This window comes from Streptomyces sp. NPDC093018 (assembly GCF_040684035.1).
Classification (GTDB): domain Bacteria; phylum Actinomycetota; class Actinomycetes; order Streptomycetales; family Streptomycetaceae; genus Streptomyces; species Streptomyces murinus.
Window position 1 is genome coordinate 247,526 of the sequence record NZ_JBFBFF010000008.1, and the last position, 18,499, is coordinate 266,024.

Below are 18,499 nucleotides of genomic sequence, written 5' to 3' on the forward strand. Positions count from 1 at the left end.
GCATCGGCACGACCGAGGGCGGCTCGCGCAGCAGTGCGGGCCGCCCCCGCCGGGGCACCGGGGCGAACGCGGGCCGCCCGCACGCCGCCCTGGCGCTGCCCGGCGTCCTGTTCTTCCTGTTCTTCGCCGCCGTCCCGATGGTGCTGGCCTTCTGTCTGTCCTTCACCGAGTGGAACGGCCTCGGCAACCCGCGGCCCGCCGGACTCGCCAACTGGCGCAAGCTGTTCGACGACGACCGGCTCACCCAGTCCCTCACGGTCACCGTGCTGCTCACGGTGGTCAGCTGGGCCTTCCAGACGGTCGTCTCGATCCTGCTCGGCGTCTGGGCTGCGGGCCGCCAGCGCAACCGCGCGATCCTGTCGGCGATCTTCTTCGTGCCGTTCCTGCTGTCCTCGACGGCGATCTCGCTGCTGTTCTACGCCCTGCTCGACCCCAACTTCGGGATCATCCGCGGCGACACCCTCGGCTCCACCGACGGCGCCTTCCTCGCCATCGTGTTCGTCGGCGGCTGGCAGTTCATCCCCTTCCACACCCTGATCTACCAGGGCGGGGCCCGGCAGATCCCCGAGGTCCTCTACCAGGCGGCGGCCATCGACGGCGCGGGCCGCTACCGCCGGTTCTTCTCCATCACGCTGCCCCAGCTGCGCAACACGGCGACCACCTCCGGCGTACTGATGGTCGTCGGCTCGCTCACCTACTTCGAGACCGTCCTGATCCTCACCCAGGGCGGCCCCGGCACCGACACGGCGATCCTGCCGTACCTGATGTACGAGGCCGGCTTCAAGAGCTACGACTTCGGCTACGCCAGCGCCATCGCCTCCTTCCTGGTGGTGGCCGCGACCGCGCTGTCGCTGCTGCTGGTGCGGCTGTCCGGCTTCGGCACGATGCGCAGTACCCGGGAAGGAATGTGACGAGGTGTCACACGACACGCTGCCCCACCCCGTGAAGACCGGCGCCGCGCCCGCGGCCCGGCCGGGCGGGCGCCGCCGCCGGCACTGGACCCGGCGGCCCGATCCGCTGGCCGGCCTCGGCTCGGTCGTCTGGCTGGTCGTCGTCATCGTGCCCGTCTACGCGATGATCACGGCCTCGCTCACCCCGCGGGACGAGGCGCTGGGCAACAACGCCCTGAAGCCGCCCGCCCATCCGACGCTGGCCAACTACAGCACCGTGCTGCACAACGGGTTCTTCCACTATCTGTGGAACACCGTGCTGGCGGCGGTGGCCGTCGTGGCGATCGTGCTGGTGCTGTGCGTGCCGCTCGCCTATGTGGCCGTGCGCACCCGGGGCTTCTGGTCCGGGGCCGCCTTCCGGCTGTTCCTGCTCGGCGTGGCGATCCCGGCGCAGGCCGTCGTCGTACCGCTGTATCTGATGATCGCCAAGCTGAACCTCTACGACAGCCTGCTCGCGATCATCCTGCCGACGGCCGCGTTCGCCATGCCGGTGGCCATCCTGGTGCTCACCGGCTCCCTCCGGGACATCTCCGAGGAGGTGTACGAGGCGATGGCCCTGGACGGCGCCTCGCCGCTGCGGATGCTGTTCCAGCTGGTCATCCCGATGTCCAAGGGCGGTATCAGCACCGTCGGGATCTACTCGGCGCTCCAGGCGTGGAACGGCTTCCTCTTCCCGCTGATCTTCACCCAGTCCGAGGGGCCGCGGGTGCTGACCCTCGGACTCTTCAACTACGTGAGCCAGTTCGGTGTGGACATCCCCGCCCTGCTCGCCTCGGTCGTCCTCTCCGGCATCCCGATCTTCGCCGTGTATCTGGTGGCCCGTCGCGCCCTGGTGGGCGGCCTGATGGGTGTGGGCGGCAAGTGACCGCCGCCCGCGCCCCCTTCTCGACAGGAGTTTCATGAGCACCACCCCCGGCACCGCGCCCGGCGCCGCCCCCAGTGCCGCCCCCTGGCGCGACCCCGCCCTGCCCGCCGCCGTCCGCGTCGACGACCTCCTGGCCCGGATGACCCTGGAGGAGAAGACCGCCCAGCTGTACGGCGTCTGGGTGGGCGCGGCCACGGACGGCGACGGGGTCGCCCCGCTCCAGCGCGAGATGGCCGCGGACCACGACTGGGACGAGCTGATCACCCTCGGCCTCGGCCAGCTGACCCGCTCCTTCGGCACCGCCCCCGTGGACCCGGCGCTGGGCGCGCAGGCACTGGCCCGCGCCCAGCGCCGGATCGCCGGGGCCGGCCGCTTCGGCATCCCGGCCATGGCCCACGAGGAGTGCCTGGCGGGCTTCACCGCCTGGCAGGCGACCGCGTACCCGGTGCCGCTGGCCTGGGGCGCGACCTTCGACCCGGCGCTCGTCGAGGAGCTGGGCGGGCGCATCGGCCGGGACCTGCGCGCGGCCGGCGTCCATCAGGGCCTCGCCCCCGTCCTGGACGTGGTGCGGGATCTGCGCTGGGGCCGGGTGGAGGAGACCATCGGCGAGGACCCGTACCTGGTCGGCACCATCGGCACGGCGTACGTCCGGGGCCTGGAGTCGGCCGGGGTCGTCGCCACGCTCAAGCACTTCGCCGGGTACGCGTCCTCGGCGGGCGCCCGCAATCTGGCGCCGGTGCGCGCGGGCGGGCGGGAGCTGGCGGAGGTGACGCTGCCGCCGTTCGAGATGGCGCTGCGCGAGGGCGGCGCCCGCTCGGTGATGGCGGCCTACACCGAGACGGACGGCGTCCCGGCCTCGGCCGACCCCCGGCTGCTGACCGGACTGCTGCGCGAGGAGTGGGGGTTCACCGGCACGGTCGTCGCCGACTACTTCGGCATCGGCTTCCTCCAGTCGCTGCACCGGGTGGCCGGTGACCCCGCCGAGGCCGCGCACATCGCGCTGGAGGCGGGCATCGACGTGGAGCTGCCCACCCTGAGCTGCTACGGAAAGCCGCTGGTGGAGGCCGTGCGCGACGGGCGGATCCCCGAGGCGCTGGTGGACCGGGCCGCGCGCCGGGTGCTGCTCCAGAAGTGCGAGCTGGGCCTGCTGGATCCCGACTGGACGCCGGAGACCGGCGAGAAGACCGACCTGGACTCGGCCGGCAACCGGGCGCTGGCCCGGCGCCTCGCCGAGGGGTCGGTGGTGCTGCTGGACAACCCGGGCGGGGCGCTGCCGCTGGCCCCGGACGCGCGGATCGCGGTGGTCGGGCCGCGCGCGGCGGACGCGCTGGCGATGCTGGGCTGCTATTCCTTCCCGTCCCATGTGCTCACCCACCACCCCGAGGTGCCGCTGGGCATCGACATCCCGACCGTTCTCGACGCCCTGCGGGCCGAACTCCCGGGCGCCGAGGTGGCGTTCGCGGAGGGCTGCGCGGTCTCCGATCCGGACACCTCCGGTTTCGCCGAGGCGGTGGCGCGGGCGGCCGAGTCCGAGGTGTGCGTGGCCGTCCTCGGCGACCGGGCCGGGCTGTTCGGGCGCGGCACCTCGGGCGAGGGCTGCGACGCGGAGGACCTGCGACTGCCGGGCGCCCAGGCGGAGTTGCTGGACGCGCTGGTCGCGACCGGCGTCCCGGTGGTGCTCGTGCTGCTGACCGGGCGCCCCTACGCGCTGGGCCGCTGGCAGGGCCGGCTCGCCGCGGTCGTCCAGGCGTTCTTCCCGGGCGAGGAGGGCGGTCCGGCGCTCGCCGGGGTGCTGTCCGGCCGGGTGAACCCCTCCGGGCGGCTCCCGGTGAGCGTGCCGCACCGGCCCGGCGGCCAGCCCTGGACCTACCTCCAGCCCCCGCTCGGCCTGGCCGGGGAGGTCAGCAACCTGGATCCGACGCCGCTGTACCCGTTCGGGCACGGCGGCTCGTACACCGCGTTCGCCTGGGACGACTTCACCGGGTCCGGGGCACAGATCCCGACGGACGGCGGGTACGACCTCTCGCTCACCGTCCGCAACACGGGTGAGCGCGCGGGCGCCGAGGTCGTCCAGCTGTATCTGCACGACCCGGTGGCCTCGGTGACCCGCCCGGACATCCGCCTGATCGGCTACCGGCGGGTGGAACTCTCCCCCGGCGAGGCCCGCCGCCTCACCTTCCGCTTCCACACCGACCTCTCCTCCTTCCCGGACCGCGCGGGCACCCGGATCGTGGAGCCGGGCGAGCTGGAGCTGCGTCTGGCCGCGGCCAGCACGGACGTACGGCACCGGGCGCGGCTGCGGCTGACCGGGCCGGTGCGTCCGGTGGGCGCGGGGCGGCGCCTGCGGTGCGAGGTGACGGAGACGGAGGTCTGACCGGGCAACGCGAACACCCCGCCTCCGGAATACCGGAGACGGGGTGTGAGTGGAGCGCCGGGCAGGCCTTGCACCTGCATCTCCCCGCAGGAAGCGGGACGTCTTTCCTTGGACCACCAACGCACTGCGTTCGTACCGGCTTTCCGGCCGTTCGCTGTGTGATGATCATAGACCGATGCGTGCGGCGGTCGCAAACTCGCCCGAGACAAAGGGGACTCAGCCACCCCTAGTCGGACGCGACCGCCTCAAAACGCCAGCGGTGCACGGCCCGCGTCACCAACTCCGGGTGCGGTTCCGGAAGTTCCGGCAGCGTCGCGTCGTACGGCTCCGCCCACCATGTGATGACCAGCACCCGGTCCTGCGGCGCGCGGAAGGTCTCGCGGCGCAACGGCTCCCGGTCGAGCCGCTGTTCGCGGGCCCAGGCGAGGAGTTCCCCGCCCCGGCCCTCGACCGCGCGCGCCTCCCACATCAGCGCGACCGTCATGAGTACAGGTTCTCCTTGCTGACCTCGTGCACATGGTCGTGATTGCCCGGCACATGCGGGTCGGTGACCGGCAGGGAGGAGTCGGCCGACAGGTCCCAGCTGGAGGCGGCCCGGCCCCGGGCGACCATCTCGGCGCCGAGCGCGGCCACCATCGCGCCGTTGTCCGTGCACAGCTTGGGGCGCGGCACCCGCAGCCGGATGCCGGCCGCCTCGCAGCGCTCCTGGGCGAGGACGCGCAGCCGGGAGTTGGCCGCCACCCCGCCGCCGATCATCAGATGGTCGACGCCCTCGTCCTTGCAGGCGCGCACGGCCTTGCGGGTGAGCACGTCCACCACGGCCTCCTGGAAGGAGGCGGCCACATCGCGCACCGGGACCTCCTCGCCCGCCGCGCGCTTCGCCTCGATCCAGCGGGCCACGGCGGTCTTGAGGCCGGAGAAGGAGAAGTCGTACGCCGGATCGCGCGGGCCGGTCAGACCGCGCGGGAAGCTGATCGCGGCCGGGTCGCCCTCCTTGGCGTACCGGTCGATGACCGGGCCGCCGGGGAAGCCCAGGTTCAGCACCCGGGCGATCTTGTCGAAGGCCTCGCCCGCCGCGTCGTCGATGGTCGCGCCCATCGGCCGGACGTCGGAGGTGATGTCCGAGGACAGCAGCAGCGAGGAGTGGCCTCCGGAGACCAGCAGCGCCATCGTCGGCTCGGGCAGCGGGCCGTGCTCCAGCTGGTCCACGCAGATGTGGGAGGCGAGGTGGTTGACGCCGTAGAGGGGCTTGCCGAGCGCGTAGGCGTACGCCTTGGCGGCGGAGACGCCGACCAGGAGGGCGCCCGCGAGACCGGGACCCGCGGTCACCGAGATGCCGTCGAGGTCCTTGGCGCTGACCCCGGCCTCCTTCAGGGCGCGGTCGATGGTCGGGACCATCGCCTCCAGATGGGCGCGGGACGCCACCTCGGGGACGACGCCGCCGAAGCGGGCGTGCTCGTCCACGCTGGAGGCGACGGCGTCGGCCAGCAGGGTGGTGCCGCGCACGATGCCGACGCCGGTCTCGTCGCAGGAGGTCTCGATGCCGAGGACGAGGGGTTCGTCAGCCATTGATCTCGGTTCCTTGAACAGATGCGGAAGGGTCGGTCAGGCGCATCACCAGGGCATCCACGTTCCCCGGCTGGTAGTAGCCGCGCCGGAACCCGATGGGGGCGAAGCCGAAGCGCTCGTACAGCTTCTGCGCGCGGAGGTTGTCCACCCGGACTTCGAGCATCACCTCATGGCACTCGAAGGCGGTCGCCGCCCGCAGCAGATCGGTCAGCAGCCGGCCGCCGAGCCCCGAGCCCTGGAGGTCGCGGGCGACGGCGATGGTCTGGACGTCGGCGAGGTCGCCGGAGGCGGCGAGGCCCGCGTAGCCGACGACCCGGCCCGTGCCGTCCTCGGCGGTGACATAGCGGCGGGTGGCCGTGGCGCCCCGGGAGTGGGCCAGCTCGGACCAGAACATGCCCCGGGACCAGGCGTCCTCGGGGAACAGGTCCTTCTCCAGCTCCAGCACCTGGTCGATGTCCCACCAGCGCATCTCGCGCAGTTCGACGGTCACTTCGGGGTGACCACCTTGTAGTTCTTGGGGACCTGGGCGTCCGGGCGGCGCAGATACAGCGGCCTCGGCTCGGGCAGTTCCTCCCCGGCGGCCAGCCGCTCGGCGGCGAGCGCGGCCAGCGCGGCGGCGGACACATGCTCGGGCTCATGGGCGCTCGGGAACGTGTCCGGGTAGAGCAGGGCGCCCGCGCCGACCGCCGGGAGCCCGGCGACCTGCTCGGCGATGTCGGCCGGGCGGTCGACGGTCGGGCCGGTCAGCCGGGTGCGGGAGTCGGCGTACGTCGCCCAGTAGACCTCCTTGCGCCGGGCGTCGGTCGCCACGACGAAGGGGCCCTTCTCGATGTCGGCGGCGTAGGCGAGGCCGTCCAGGGTGCACACGCCGTGCACGGGGACGCCGAGCGCCAGGCCGAAGGTGTCGGCGGTCATCAGGCCGACGCGCAGTCCGGTGTAGGGGCCGGGTCCGGTGCCGACGACGATCCCGGTGACCGCCTCCAGCTTGAGTCCGGCCTCGGTGAGGACCCGGTCGACGGCCGGCAGCAGCAGCTCCCCGTGCCGGCGCGCGTCCACCTGCTTCGACGAGGCGATGACGTCCGTGCCGTCGTGCAGGGCGACGGTGACGGCGGGCGTTGCGGTATCCAGAGCGAGCAAGAGCACGCGAACAGCCTACGGCGCCCGCGCCTCCCGCACGGCCGCCCGGGGCGGACGGTCACCGGCTGCTACGGTCTGTACGAAGTACGACATATCGCGCACGGCGGAGGTGGAAGCAGGTGGCAGGGACCAGCTCGGGAATCGTGGCCGGCCTCACCGCGGCGGCCGTCGGCGTGGTCGGTTTCCTGGCCTACGAGGCGTACGCGACGGTACCGGCGGGGCTGGGCGCCCGTCCCGCGGCGAACGGCTCGCCCGGCGGGCAGGCCACGAAGGCGCCCCGGGACCGGCGTCACCCGACCGCCCTGCCGAGCGGTTCCGGCAAGGGTGAACGGGTGGTGTACTCGGTGGACGACGACCGGGTCTGGCTGGTCGGCACCGGCAACCGGGTGCTGCGCACCTTCCGCGTCCACCCGGGCACCGTGGACCCGCCCACCGGCACGTACTGGGTCACCTCCCGCTCGCACGCCGTCACCGGCACGGACGGCATCCCCATCGAACACGTGGTCCGCTTCACCACGGTCGACGGCGTCACCATCGGTTTCTCCGCCCCCGCCACCGCCGACGCCGTCCCGGCCCCCGACGCGGGCACCAGGACGGGCGGCATCCGCGAGACCCGCGCGGACGGCGACGCGATGTGGAAATTCGCGACGATCGGCGAACGGGTCATGGTCATCCGCTGAGGGCTCCGCCGGGGACACCGACACCTTTGGGAACCGGCGACATTTCAGAGCCGGCAGCCCCCGGGACGGGGGTCCGAGAGCCGGACGGCCCTGCCTGCGGGACGGCCCTGGGCCCCTGTGGGGAACGACGCGCTCACATGGGCGAGGTGACCCTGCGGGCCGACGATCTCGCGGGGGCACCGGCACCCGGGAGCGACCCGCCCGCCGATGGACGGTCCGGCCGCGCCGGAGGTGGCAGCGCGCCGGGAACCGGCCTCCGCCCGGCGGACGGGCGAGACCGGACCGGACAGCGCAGGCGCGCCCGGACCGGACAGCACAGGCGAGCCCGGACCGGACACCGGCAGCGCCGAGCCCCGTCGCGGGCGGCCGAGCCCGCCGGGACCGGCGACTCGCGTCCTTGGCGCCGGGCGGCCGCGCACGCGCTTGTCGGGCCTCGCACGTGCTTGCCGGGAGCGACCCCCGCGGGAACCGTTTCGGTGACCTACGGCCCGGCCGCCGGAGGCCTACGCCGCTCGTCTCGGGCTGTCCGTCTGCTGAGGGGCCCGGGGCTCCGGAGGGCGCGGCGGGTTGGAGAGCTGGGCCGCGGCGGCGCAGGACGCCAGGAGGATGTGCATGGGGACCGGGACGGGGGGCTTCGGGGGGTGGGGGGCGGGCATGGGCGCCTCCTGAGGTGCGGCGGCGTAGTTAGGCATGCCTGACTACGGGCTGGACACCATGTCATCACGCCCGCGATGGCCACGCAACATCTTGCCGACGGCCTGTCGGAAAACCCGGCCGGGTTCAGGCCGTGAGGGTCTCCAGGCCCGCCTCGGCCCAGCGCGCGCCGAGGCCCGTGAGGGTCACATGGCGTACCTCGTCCGTGGTGTCGCCGACCGCGCGGTGGATGACGAGCTGGAGCCGGTCGTCGGTCAGCTCCTCGACCTTGCCCTCGCCCCACTCCACCACGATCACCGAATCGGACAGCGAGACATCGAGGTCCAGGTCCTCCATCTCGTCCAGACCGCCGCCGAGCCGGTAGGCGTCCACATGCACGAGCGGCGGGCCGTCACCGAGGGACGGATGCACCCGGGCGATCACGAAGGTCGGCGAGGTGACCGCGCCCCGCACCCCGAGCCCCTCCCCCAGGCCCCGGGTCAGCGTGGTCTTGCCCGCGCCCAGTTCCCCGGACAGCATCACCAGGTCCCCGGCGCGCAGCAGCTTGGCGAGGCGCCGCCCCAGCTCGCGCATCTGCTCGGGCGAGGTGATCGTCAGCCGGGTCTCGGCCCGGTCGTGCTCAGCGGGGTCGTACGGTGCTGCTGCTGGACGTTCCATAGGAACTTACGGTAGCCGCTGCGGGCACCGCTCCCGCGCGGGTGAGCAGATCGGCGAGGCGGTCTATGACCACTTCCGGGTGCTCCAGCATCACCAGGTGCCCGGCGTCCGGCACCAGCACCAGCTCGGCGTCCGGCAGCTCGTCGGCTATGGCCTCGCTGTGCCCGCTCGGCGTCACCAGATCCTGCACCCCCGCGAGCACCAGCACCGGCAGCTGCCGGAAGCGGGCCAGCGCCCCCGTCTTGTCGTGGTCGGTGAAGGCCGGATAGAACTCGGCGACCACATCGATGGGCGTGGACTCGATCATCCGCTCGGCGAACCGCTCCACCGCCGGATCGATGTCCCGCCCGGCGAACGAGTACCGCTTGATGATCCCGGCGAACAGCTCCGCCGTCGCCCGGCGCCCCTTCTCCACCAGCTCCGCCTGCTGCCCGAGCGCCCTGAGCACCCCCGGCAGGATCCGGCGTATCGCGTTGACGCCGGCCACCGGCAGCCCGAAGTTCACCTCGCCGAGCCGCCCCGAGGACGTGCCCACGAACGCGGTGGCGACCACCCGCTCCGCGATCAGCTCCGGGTACTGCGCGGCGAGCGCCATCACGGTCATCCCGCCCATCGAGTGGCCGACCAGCACGAGCGGCCCCTCGGGCGCGGCGGCGTCGAGGACCGCCTTCAGATCGCGGCCGAGCTGATCGATGGTCAGCGGCTCCCGGTCCCGGCTCTGGGCCACGCCCCGCCCGGATCGGCCGTGGCTGCGCTGGTCCCAGTGCACGGTGCGGACGACCCCGCGCAGGGCCGCCCGCTGGAAGTGCCAGGAGTCCTGGTTGAGGCAATAGCCGTGGCAGAAGACGACGGTCACCGGAGCGGGCGCCTTGCGGCCGAAGAGCCGGAGCCGGCGCGCGGAGGGCGGCCCGCCCGCGTCCGGCGCCACCTCGTCGACCTCGTAGTACAGCTCGGTGCCGTCATCCGCGTACGCCTTGCCCGGGGTCCCGCGCAGGGTGCCGTAGGGCCCCGCGGAGTCCAGGGCGAGACGTGCCTTGCGGCGCACCGCGCGGCCCACCGTCATCCGCTCGACGGCGACCCCGGCCGCCGCGCCCGCGGCGAGGACGCCTATCGCGGCACCGGCGATGCCCGTCGCCCTGCGCCAGCTCCCGGCCGCCGAGGCGACGGCGTCCGTCATCGCGTCCGCCCTGCTGTCGCTCATGTGCCGCTCCTCCTCGCCGTCGTACCGACTCACCGAACCGGCTCACCGAACGATTCGCCGTACCGATGTTCGCCGAGACAGGTGCGACCGGGTGCGCGGATGTGACCGTTGTTACACGTGATGTGGGGCAGCCGGTCGCGGTCCTCCTCGGACGGGTTATCCGCGCACGTCCTCGTTGACGTCATCGACATAGACGCGCGGCACCCGGGTTCCGATGCGCGTGACGATCTCGTACACGATCGTGCCGCAGGCCGTCGCCCAGTCCTCGGCGGTGGGCTCGCCCCGGTCGCCGGGGCCGAAGAGCACGGCCTCGGCGCCGACCGGCGGTTCGTCGCCGCCGAGGTCCACCACGAACTGGTCCATGGCGACCCGCCCGGCGGCCGTCCGCCACTTGCCGTCGACCAGCACGGGCCCGGCGCCGGAGGCGTGCCGCGGGACACCGTCGCCGTAGCCGAGCGGGACGAGGCCGAGGGTGGTGTCGCCGGGGGTGACGTAGTGGTGGCCGTAGCTGACGCCGTGTCCGCCCGGCACCCGCTTGACCAGGGCCAGCGAGGCGCTGAGCGTCATCACCGGGCGCAGTCCGAAGTCCGCCGGGGTGCCGACCTCGGGGCTGGGCGAGAGGCCGTACATGGCGATACCGGGACGGACCAGGTCGAAATAGGTCTCCGGAAGGGTGAGCGTGGCGGGCGAGTTGGCGATGTGCCGCACCTCGGGACGCACCCCCTGCTCCTCGGCGTACGCCACCATCTCCCGGAAGCGGGTGAGCTGGGCGGCGATGGAGGGGTGGCCCGGCTCGTCGGCGCAGGCGAAGTGCGACCACAGTCCGGTGACCCGGACCAGTCCCTCGGCCTCGGCGCGCAGCGCGGCGGCGACCAGCTCCGCCCAGTCGGCCCCGGGCTGGCAGCCGTTGCGGCCGAGCCCGGTGTCGGCCTTGAGCTGGACGCGCGCGGTCCGGCCTGCGGCGCGGGCGGCCTCGGTGACCTCCCGCAGCGCCCACATCCCGCTGAGGGACATGTCGATGTCGGCCTCGATCGCCTGCCGCCAGGGCCCGCCGGGCACCCACAGCCAGCACAGGACGCGCTGGGTCAGCCCGGCCGCGCGCAGCGCGAGGGCCTCCTCGGGCAGCGCGGTGCCGATCCAGGTGGCCCCGGCCTCGACGGCGGCGCGGGCGCAGGGCAGCGCGCCGTGGCCGTATCCGTCGGCCTTGACGACGGCCATCACGGCCGCGTCCCCCACCCGGGCACGCAGGGTCCGCACATTGGCGCGCAGCGCGCCCAGATCGATCTCGGCACGGGCGCGCGGGGGGACGGTCGGCACAGTCGCAGTCTCAGTCATGGCGCCCCCAGTCTCTCAGAGCGCGCGCCCGGCCCCCGGCGGCGGTGCGGGTACGGCCACCGCGCGGGCGCAGCGGGCGGTACGGGCACGGCAGTTGACCGGCGCCGGTCTCCGCGACGCCCCGCATCGCGGAGAGCAGGCGGGCCTGGACCTCCTCGGCATCGGCGGTGCACACCGCCCAGCCGCCTCAGCCCCGCACGCCCCGTCACCACAGCCCCGCACGCCCCACCGCCTCGATCCCACGCACCCCACCGCCACAGCCCCGCACGCCCCGCCCCTCTCAGCCCGCACGCCCCGCCGCCTCAGTCCCGCACGTCCCGCCACCTCAGCCCCACGCACCCCACCGCCTCAGCCCCACACGCCCCGCCACCTCAGCCCCACGCACCCCGCCCCTCTCAACCCCGCACGCCCCGCCACCTCAGCCCCACGCACCCCGCCCCTCTCAACCCCGCACGCCCCGCCCCTCTCAGCCCGCACGCCCCGCCGCCTCAGTCCCGCACGTCCCGCCACGCCTCCGGCACGCACTCCGCCACGTCATGCGCACCGGCCGGCGCGCCCTGTGCCGCGAACCGGCCCGCCAGGCCGTGCAGATACGCGGCGACACTGCCCGCGTCCAGGGCGGACAGGCCCGCGGCGAGCAGCGAGCCGCCGAGGCCGGAGAGCACATCGCCGCTGCCCGCGGTGGCCAGCCAGGGGGTACCGGTGGCGTTGACCCGTACCGCGCCGCCCGCCGCGTCCGCGACCAGCGTGGTCGAGCCCTTCAGCAGCACCGTCGCCCGGTACACCGCCGCCAGTTCGCGCACCGCGGCCAGCCGGGCGCCCTCGACCTCCTCGCGCGCCACCCCGAGCAGCGCCGCGGCCTCGCCCGCGTGCGGTGTCATCAGGGTGGGCGCGGTACGCCCGCGAACGGTGTCCCGGTCCGCGAGCCGCAGCCCGTCCGCGTCCAGCAGCACCGGCACCTCGGCGGCCAGCACCTCGGCGACGGTCGCCGCGTCGTCGCCCGCGCCGGGACCGGTGACCCAGGCCTGCACCCGGCCCGCCTCGGCCGGGCCCCGGTCGGAGACCAGGGTCTCGGGGAAGCGGGCGATGACCGCCTCCGCGGCCGGGCCGACGTAGCGCACCGCTCCCGCGCCGCCGCGCAGCGCCCCGGAGACGGCGAGCACCGCGGCGCCCGGGTAGCGCCCGGAGCCGGCCGCGACGCCGACCACGCCCCGCCGGTACTTGTCGCTCTCGGCGGCCGGACGCGGCAGCAGGCGCGCCACGTCCGCGTGTTGCAGCGCCTCCAGTTCGGGCTCGGCGGGAAGTTCCAGGCCGATGTCGACCAGCCGTACGACCCCGGCGTACTCCCGCGCCGGGTCCACCAGCAGTCCGGGCTTGTACGTGCCGAAGGTGACGGTGACATCCGCCCGTACGGCCGCGCCCCGCACCTCCCCGCTGTCCGCCTCGACCCCGCTGGGCAGGTCCACGGCGACCACTGCGGCCCGGGTTCGCGCCACGGCCTCCACCAGCCGCTCGGCGTCGGGCCGCAGCCCGCCCTTGCCGCCGATCCCGACGATGCCGTCCACCACGAGGTCGGCCCGCCCGATCGCGTCGTCGGCCGCCCCGGGCACCACGCTCACGCCCCCGGCCCGCCGCAGCGCGGCCAGCCCCTGAGCGTGCGTCCGCTCGGGCGACAGGAGGACGGCCGTCACTCCGGCCCCCCGTCGCGCCAGCCGGGCACCGGCGTACAGGGCGTCGCCGCCGTTGTCGCCGCTGCCGATCAGCAGGACCACCCGGCTGCCGTACACCCGGCCCAGCAGATCGGCGCAGGCGGCGCTCAGTCCGGCGGCCGCCCGCTGCATCAGCGCCCCCTCGGGCAGCCGCGCCATCAGGGCCCGCTCGGCCGCCCGCACCGTCTCCACGCTGTACGCACTCCGCATGGCACCGAGTCTGCCCCGTAACCCCCACCGCCCACACCCGGGCCCGGCCGGTCGGCCCCGGACGCCCGCACCGGAGCCGGTCAGCCCTCGGCGACCACCACGGCCGAGGCGATGCCCGCGTCATGGCTGAGGGAGATGTGCCAGGACCGCACTCCGAGCTCGGCGGCGCGCGCGGCGACCGTGCCCCGCACCCGCAGCCGCGGCCGCCCGTTGTCCTCGACGTACACCTCGGCGTCCGTCCACAGCAGCCCCGGCGGTGCCCCGAGCGCCTTGGCCAGCGCCTCCTTCGCCGCGAACCGGGCCGCCAGCGAGGCGATGCCGCGCCGCTCGCCGCTGGGCAGCAGCAACTCCGCGGCCACGAACAGCCGGTCGGCCAGCTGCGGGGTCCGCTCCAGGGACGCCCGGAAGCGGTCGATCTCCGCCACGTCGATCCCGACTCCGATGATGCTCATGGGCAGCACCCTAGGGTCTTTCGTTTGGATCAGGTCGGATCAGGGAGCGGGGTCTGGTGCCGTGCATCGCAAGGCGGAGGAGGGCGACATGGCGGAGCCATGGCAACCGACGACAACGCCGCGAGGCGCGGTGCCAGGGCCCGCGAGCCCGGCATGATCCAAACGAGAGGCCCTAGGCGGGTGGCGCCCCGCGCATCCCCTCTACGCTTCCGGCATGACGAGCACCACGCCCCAACAGGGCTATCTCACCGATCTGTTCTCGCTGGACGGCCGTGTCGCCGTGGTGACCGGGGGCAGTTCCGGCATCGGCCGGGCCGTCGCCGGGGCGCTGGCGCGGGCCGGGGCGAGCGTGGTGGTCGTGGCCCGGGGCGAGGAGCAAAGGACGGCCGTCGTCGAGGAGTTGACGGAGGACGGCTGCCGGGCGGCCGGGGTCGCCGGGGACCTCGGCAGCCGGGCGGGCGTCCGGGCGGCGGCGGAGGCGGCGGCGGAGGTGTTCGGGGAGCCGGACATCCTGGTGAACTCGGCCGGGATCAATCTGCGGCCCCCGATGGACGAGCTGGCCGAGGACGTCTGGGACGCCACCATGGCCGTGAACCTGGAGGCACCCTTCCTGCTGGGGCAGCGGTTCGGGCCCGGCATGGCCGAGCGCGGCTTCGGCCGGATCATCCACATCAGCTCCCAGCAGGCGCACCGGGCCTTCGTCAGCAGCGGCGCGTACGGCGTCTCCAAGGGCGCGCTGGAGTCGCTCGCCCGCTCCCAGGCGGAGGCGTGGTCGCCGTACGGGGTCACCTGCAACACCCTGGTGCCGGGCTTTGTGATGACCCCGCTCAACGCGCGGCTGTCCGCCGACCCGGAGAAGGTCGCGGCGCTGGCCGCGCGCACCATGACCGGGCGCAACGGCCTCGCCGGGGACTTCGCGGGCGCCGCCGTCTTCCTCGCGAGCCGCGCCTCCGCCTACGTCACGGGCCAGTCGATCCGCGTCGACGGAGGCTTCTCGGTGCACTAGGGCCTCTCGAAAGACCCTAGAGGCGGCTCACTCCACGGTCACCGACTTCGCCAGGTTCCGCGGCTGGTCCACCTCGTTGCCCCGGGCCGCGGCCAGCTCGCAGGCGAAGACCTGGAGCGGCACCGTGGCCACCACCGGCTGGAGCAGGGTCGGCGTGGCCGGGATGCGGATCAGGTGGTCGGCGTACGGGACGACCGCCTCGTCACCCTCCTCCGCGATCACGATGGTGCGCGCCCCGCGCGCCCGGATCTCCTGGATGTTGGAGACGATCTTGTCGTGCAGCAGCGAGCGGCCGCGCGGCGACGGTACGACGACCACCACCGGCATGTCCTCCTCGACCAGCGCGATCGGCCCGTGCTTCAGCTCGCCCGCCGCGAAGCCCTCGGCGTGCATATAGGCGAGTTCCTTGAGCTTGAGCGCGCCTTCGAGGGCGACCGGGTAGCCGACGTGCCGGCCCAGGAAGAGCACGGTGTCCTTGCCGGCCAGGGTGCGCGCCAGCGCCCGTACCGGCTCCATGGTCTCCAGGACCCGCTCGACCTCCTCGGAGATCTTGGACAGGTCCTTGATCACCGCCTGGATCTCGTCGCCCCACTTGGTGCCGCGCACCTGGCACAGGTACAGGGCGACCAGGTAGCAGGCGACCAGCTGGGTCAGGAATGCCTTGGTGGAGGCGACCGCGACCTCGGGCCCGGCGTGCGTGTAGAGCACCGCGTCCGACTCGCGCGGGATCGTGGAGCCGTTGGTGTTGCAGATGGCCAGCACCTTGGAGCCCTGCTCACGGGCGTGCCGCAGCGCCATCAGGGTGTCCATGGTCTCGCCCGACTGGGAGATCGCGATCACCAGGGAGCGGCCGCCGAGGATCGGGTCCCGGTAGCGGAACTCGCTGGCCAGCTCCACCTCGCAGGGGATCCGCGTCCAGTGCTCGATGGCGTACTTGGCGATCAGCCCGGCGTGGAAGGCCGTACCGCAGGCCACGATCACGACCTTGTCGATCTGGCGCAGATCGGCGGGGGTGATCCGCAGCTCGTCCAGGGTGAGCGAGCCGGACGGGTCGATCCGGCCGAGCAGGGTGTCGGCGACCGCCTTGGGCTGCTCGGCGATCTCCTTGAGCATGAAGTAGTCGTAGCCGTCCTTCTCGGCGGCCGAGGCGTCCCAGTCCACGTGGTAGGAGTGCACCTCGGCGGGCAGCCCGTCGAAGCCGGTCACGGTCACCCCGTCCCGGCGCAGCTCCACCACCTGGTCCTGGCCCAGCTCGATCGCCGAGCGGGTGTGCGCGATGAACGCGGCGACGTCGGAGGCGAGGAACGCCTCGCCCTCGCCGACGCCGACCACCAGCGGGGAGTTGCGGCGCGCGCCGACCACCACGTCCGGGGCGTCCGCGTGCACCGCGACCAGCGTGAACGCGCCCTCCAGACGCCGGCAGACCAGCCGCATCGCCTCAGCGAGATCGCCGGCCACCGAGTACTCCTCGGCCAGCAGATGCGCGACGACCTCGGTGTCCGTCTCGGAGTTCAGCTCATGGCCGCGCTCGGCGAGTTCGGCACGCAGCAGCGCGAAGTTCTCGATGATGCCGTTGTGGACGACGGCGACCCGGCCCGCGTTGTCCAGATGCGGGTGCGCGTTGTCGTCCGTGGGTCCGCCATGGGTGGCCCAGCGGGTGTGTCCGATGCCCGTCGAACCGGCCGGCAGCGGCCGTTCGACCAGTTCCTTCTCCAGGTTGACCAGTTTCCCGGCCTTCTTCGCGGCGGCCAGACCGCCGTCCGCCAGCAGGGCGACGCCCGCCGAGTCGTATCCCCGGTACTCCAGTCGCTTCAGCCCGGCCATCACGACATCGAGCGCCGACTGCGACCCTACGTATCCCACGATTCCGCACATGAGCCGCAGCCTACGGGCCGATCGACTGTCAAAAGTGGCGCCGCGTGCCCGATTTCGGAAATCCTGGGCCCGTTCAGAGCACATCCGCGGCGCATTCGTGGCGCATCCGTCGCCTGTCCCTCGCGTATCCGGGTCATCCGCACAACCGTGCGACCGGGTCGGAGGTCTACCGGCTGAACGCCGTAAGCGAACACCGGGAGACACACAGGTGAAGCGTAGACATCGCACCGTCCTGGCCACGGCCGTCGCCGCGACGCTGGCCGGGGGTCTGACCGTAGGGCTGACCGGACCTGCCACCGCGGCCGGCTCGGGCACGACGACCGGCGCGGGCGCGGTGGCCGCGAAGCGGCCCCTGACCGACTTCAACGGCGACGGATACGGCGACTTCGCCGTCACCGCCCCGGCCGCCCGGCTGAACGGCAAGTGGCGGGTGGGCGCGGTCACCGTCCTCTACGGCTCCGCCCGGGGCGCCTCGGCGGACCGGCGCACCACCATCACCCAGGACGCCTCCTGGGTGCCGGGCGCGGCCGAGAACGGCGATCTGTTCGGCGCCGCGACCACCGCGGGCGACTTCGACCACGACGGCTACACCGACCTCGCCGTCGGCACCCCGCTGGAGGACGTGGGCACGGACGTCAACGGCGGCCTGGTGCAGATCATGTGGGGCTCCCCGAAGGGCCTGACCTCGGCCACCACGATCCCCGACCCGGCCCCGGCCGCCCACGACCGCTTCGGCGCCGCGCTCGCGGCCGGCGACTTCGACGGCGACGGCCGCACCGACCTGGCCGTCGGCACCAACGGCTCCACCCTCTACACCTTCCGCAAGGGCATCTCCCGGAGCGGCAGGGCCGGCGCCCTCGCCACCCGCGCCCTGCCGCTGCGCGCCGCGCCGGAGGCCGGGATCATCAACCTCACCACAGGGGACGTCACCGGCGACGGCCGCGCGGACCTGATGGTCAACGGCCTGAACCCGACCAAGGGCGCCGACGGCACGTACTACAACGTCAACTACTTCGTGCCGGGCACCGCCACCGGCCCCTCCACCACCAGCGCCAAGAAGATGCCCGGCGGGGTCGCCGGCGCCATCGGCGACCTCGACGGCGACGGCCGCGGCGACATCGTCACCGGCGTCTACTGGGGCAGGAACACCGCGAACGGTCCGATCGGCGGCAAGGTCGTCGTCACCTACGGCTCCGCCGCGGGCCCCTCCAGCCGCGTCCAGACCATCACCCAGGAGTCCGGCACCGTTCCCGGCGACTCCGAGAGCTGGGACAAGTTCGGCCAGTCGGTCGCCCTCGGCGACATCAACGGCGACGGCCTGCTCGACCTGGCCATCGGCGCCCCGCAGGAGAACATGCGGCTGTGGGGGCACATGTACTACAACATGGGCACCGTCACCGTGCTGTACGGCTCGAAGTCGGGCGTCGACACCAGCGCCGCGCCGCAGTACTTCTACCAGGGCAACCACGACGTCCCCGGCGACCCGAACGGCAACTTCGGTACGGCCGTGCTGCTCACCGACCTCGACCACGACGGCGGCGCCGACCTGATCGCCGGCACCCCGTGGGCGGACAACGGCGACGGCACCGTCACCGTGCTGCCCTCCGGCATCGCGGCGGACGGCACGCGCCGGATCGGCACCGCGGGGGCCCAGCTGTTCAAGCCCGGTCAGGTCGGGATGGAGATCCTCAACGCCATCCCGCAGTTCGGCAGCATCCTCCAGAACTCCCGTCAGGTGTCCCTGATCAACACCTGATCCACCCCTGATCCACCCCTGACCGGCGCCCGAGGCACCGGCCGGTACGGGGGCGGGGGCGGGGGCGTG

Annotated in this window: 17 protein-coding genes; 6 read left to right on the top strand and 11 right to left on the bottom strand. The window is 73.6% G+C overall.

The annotated features are described in order from the left end of the window. Positions 1–2: 2 nt before the first annotated feature. Genes AB0N90_RS20345 through AB0N90_RS20355 form a run of 3 tightly spaced genes read left to right on the top strand, consistent with a single transcriptional unit; the run spans position 3 to position 4,189 of the window. A complete protein-coding gene (locus tag AB0N90_RS20345; protein WP_365198605.1) occupies positions 3–911 on the top strand; it encodes a sugar ABC transporter permease in 909 nt (302 codons plus the stop codon). A gap of 31 nt (positions 912–942) precedes the next feature. Next, a complete protein-coding gene (locus AB0N90_RS20350) occupies positions 943–1,815 on the top strand; it encodes a carbohydrate ABC transporter permease (protein ID WP_365198606.1) in 873 nt (290 codons plus the stop codon). Between the two features lie 34 nt (positions 1,816–1,849). After that, on the top strand, positions 1,850–4,189 hold the full coding sequence (locus AB0N90_RS20355) for a glycoside hydrolase family 3 N-terminal domain-containing protein (protein WP_365198452.1): 2,340 nt from the start codon (positions 1,850–1,852) through the stop codon (positions 4,187–4,189). 226 nt (positions 4,190–4,415) lie between these two features. On the opposite strand, the gene AB0N90_RS20360 is transcribed toward AB0N90_RS20355, so the two are convergent. Genes AB0N90_RS20360 through tsaB form a run of 4 tightly spaced genes read right to left on the bottom strand, consistent with a single transcriptional unit; the run spans position 4,416 to position 6,901 of the window. Beyond that, positions 4,416–4,673 carry a hypothetical protein gene (locus AB0N90_RS20360; RefSeq protein ID WP_365198454.1) on the bottom strand — a complete coding sequence of 86 codons (258 nt, stop codon included), beginning with the start codon at positions 4,671–4,673 and terminating at the stop codon, positions 4,416–4,418. Then, positions 4,670–5,758, bottom strand: a complete 1,089-nt coding sequence (gene tsaD / locus AB0N90_RS20365) for a tRNA (adenosine(37)-N6)-threonylcarbamoyltransferase complex transferase subunit TsaD (RefSeq protein WP_128791326.1) — start codon at positions 5,756–5,758, stop codon at positions 4,670–4,672. The genes AB0N90_RS20360 and tsaD overlap by 4 nt, the downstream gene beginning before the upstream one ends. Continuing rightward, a complete protein-coding gene (gene rimI, locus AB0N90_RS20370) occupies positions 5,751–6,227 on the bottom strand; it encodes a ribosomal protein S18-alanine N-acetyltransferase (RefSeq protein ID WP_051850281.1) in 477 nt (158 codons plus the stop codon). Before rimI ends, tsaD begins: the two co-directional genes overlap by 8 nt. Positions 6,228–6,244: 17 nt before the next feature. Next, the gene (gene tsaB / locus AB0N90_RS20375; RefSeq protein ID WP_365198457.1) at positions 6,245–6,901 is read right to left on the bottom strand and encodes a tRNA (adenosine(37)-N6)-threonylcarbamoyltransferase complex dimerization subunit type 1 TsaB; all 657 of its coding nucleotides are present in this window, start codon (positions 6,899–6,901) and stop codon (positions 6,245–6,247) included. Positions 6,902–7,014: 113 nt separating this feature from the next. Here tsaB and AB0N90_RS20380 point away from each other — a divergent pair, with 113 nt between their 5' ends. Further along, positions 7,015–7,575, top strand: coding sequence for a hypothetical protein (locus AB0N90_RS20380; protein WP_365198459.1), 561 nt, complete (start codon positions 7,015–7,017; stop codon positions 7,573–7,575). A gap of 780 nt (positions 7,576–8,355) precedes the next feature. Here the strand turns inward: AB0N90_RS20380 and tsaE are convergent. The 6 genes from tsaE to AB0N90_RS20410 form a co-directional block, all read right to left on the bottom strand. Further along, positions 8,356–8,886 carry a tRNA (adenosine(37)-N6)-threonylcarbamoyltransferase complex ATPase subunit type 1 TsaE gene (gene tsaE, locus AB0N90_RS20385; protein WP_037657605.1) on the bottom strand — a complete coding sequence of 177 codons (531 nt, stop codon included), beginning with the start codon at positions 8,884–8,886 and terminating at the stop codon, positions 8,356–8,358. Further along, entirely contained in the window at positions 8,849–10,087 is a 1,239-nt protein-coding gene (locus AB0N90_RS20390) for an alpha/beta hydrolase (protein ID WP_365198462.1), read from the bottom strand. The genes tsaE and AB0N90_RS20390 overlap by 38 nt, the downstream gene beginning before the upstream one ends. A 156-nt stretch (positions 10,088–10,243) precedes the next feature. Continuing rightward, positions 10,244–11,422 carry an alanine racemase gene (gene alr / locus AB0N90_RS20395; protein WP_365198465.1) on the bottom strand — a complete coding sequence of 393 codons (1,179 nt, stop codon included), beginning with the start codon at positions 11,420–11,422 and terminating at the stop codon, positions 10,244–10,246. Further along, positions 11,415–11,597 carry a hypothetical protein gene (locus tag AB0N90_RS20400; protein ID WP_365198468.1) on the bottom strand — a complete coding sequence of 61 codons (183 nt, stop codon included), beginning with the start codon at positions 11,595–11,597 and terminating at the stop codon, positions 11,415–11,417. Before AB0N90_RS20400 ends, alr begins: the two co-directional genes overlap by 8 nt. Positions 11,598–11,910: 313 nt before the next feature. Beyond that, complete coding sequence (locus AB0N90_RS20405; protein WP_365198471.1) at positions 11,911–13,341, bottom strand: NAD(P)H-hydrate dehydratase; 1,431 nt, start codon at positions 13,339–13,341, stop codon at positions 11,911–11,913. A gap of 80 nt (positions 13,342–13,421) precedes the next feature. After that, entirely contained in the window at positions 13,422–13,793 is a 372-nt protein-coding gene (locus AB0N90_RS20410; RefSeq protein ID WP_085566132.1) for a holo-ACP synthase, read from the bottom strand. 214 nt (positions 13,794–14,007) lie between these two features. On the opposite strand from AB0N90_RS20410, the gene AB0N90_RS20415 reads away from it, so the two are divergent. Then, entirely contained in the window at positions 14,008–14,799 is a 792-nt protein-coding gene (locus tag AB0N90_RS20415; protein WP_365198474.1) for an SDR family oxidoreductase, read from the top strand. Positions 14,800–14,826: 27 nt separating this feature from the next. Here the strand turns inward: AB0N90_RS20415 and glmS are convergent, their stop codons facing one another. Then, on the bottom strand, positions 14,827–16,674 hold the full coding sequence (gene glmS, locus AB0N90_RS20420; protein ID WP_365198476.1) for a glutamine--fructose-6-phosphate transaminase (isomerizing): 1,848 nt from the start codon (positions 16,672–16,674) through the stop codon (positions 14,827–14,829). A gap of 208 nt (positions 16,675–16,882) precedes the next feature. Between glmS and AB0N90_RS20425 the strand changes: the two genes are divergently transcribed. Continuing rightward, entirely contained in the window at positions 16,883–18,430 is a 1,548-nt protein-coding gene (locus AB0N90_RS20425) for an FG-GAP-like repeat-containing protein (RefSeq protein ID WP_365198478.1), read from the top strand. Positions 18,431–18,499 lie beyond the last annotated feature (69 nt).

Coding starts and splice junctions, on each gene's coding strand:
- AB0N90_RS20355 (WP_365198452.1), top strand. CDS start 1,850: ATGAGCACCACCCCCGGCACCGCGCCCGGCGCCGCCCCCAGTGCCGCC.
- AB0N90_RS20415 (WP_365198474.1), top strand. CDS start 14,008: ATGACGAGCACCACGCCCCAACAGGGCTATCTCACCGATCTGTTCTCG.
- AB0N90_RS20410 (WP_085566132.1), bottom strand. CDS start 13,793: ATGAGCATCATCGGAGTCGGGATCGACGTGGCGGAGATCGACCGCTTC.
- glmS (WP_365198476.1), bottom strand. CDS start 16,674: ATGTGCGGAATCGTGGGATACGTAGGGTCGCAGTCGGCGCTCGATGTC.
- rimI (WP_051850281.1), bottom strand. CDS start 6,227: ATGCGCTGGTGGGACATCGACCAGGTGCTGGAGCTGGAGAAGGACCTG.
- AB0N90_RS20360 (WP_365198454.1), bottom strand. CDS start 4,673: ATGACGGTCGCGCTGATGTGGGAGGCGCGCGCGGTCGAGGGCCGGGGC.
- AB0N90_RS20405 (WP_365198471.1), bottom strand. CDS start 13,341: ATGCGGAGTGCGTACAGCGTGGAGACGGTGCGGGCGGCCGAGCGGGCC.
- tsaE (WP_037657605.1), bottom strand. CDS start 8,886: ATGGAACGTCCAGCAGCAGCACCGTACGACCCCGCTGAGCACGACCGG.
- tsaD (WP_128791326.1), bottom strand. CDS start 5,758: ATGGCTGACGAACCCCTCGTCCTCGGCATCGAGACCTCCTGCGACGAG.
- alr (WP_365198465.1), bottom strand. CDS start 11,422: ATGACTGAGACTGCGACTGTGCCGACCGTCCCCCCGCGCGCCCGTGCC.
- AB0N90_RS20390 (WP_365198462.1), bottom strand. CDS start 10,087: ATGAGCGACAGCAGGGCGGACGCGATGACGGACGCCGTCGCCTCGGCG.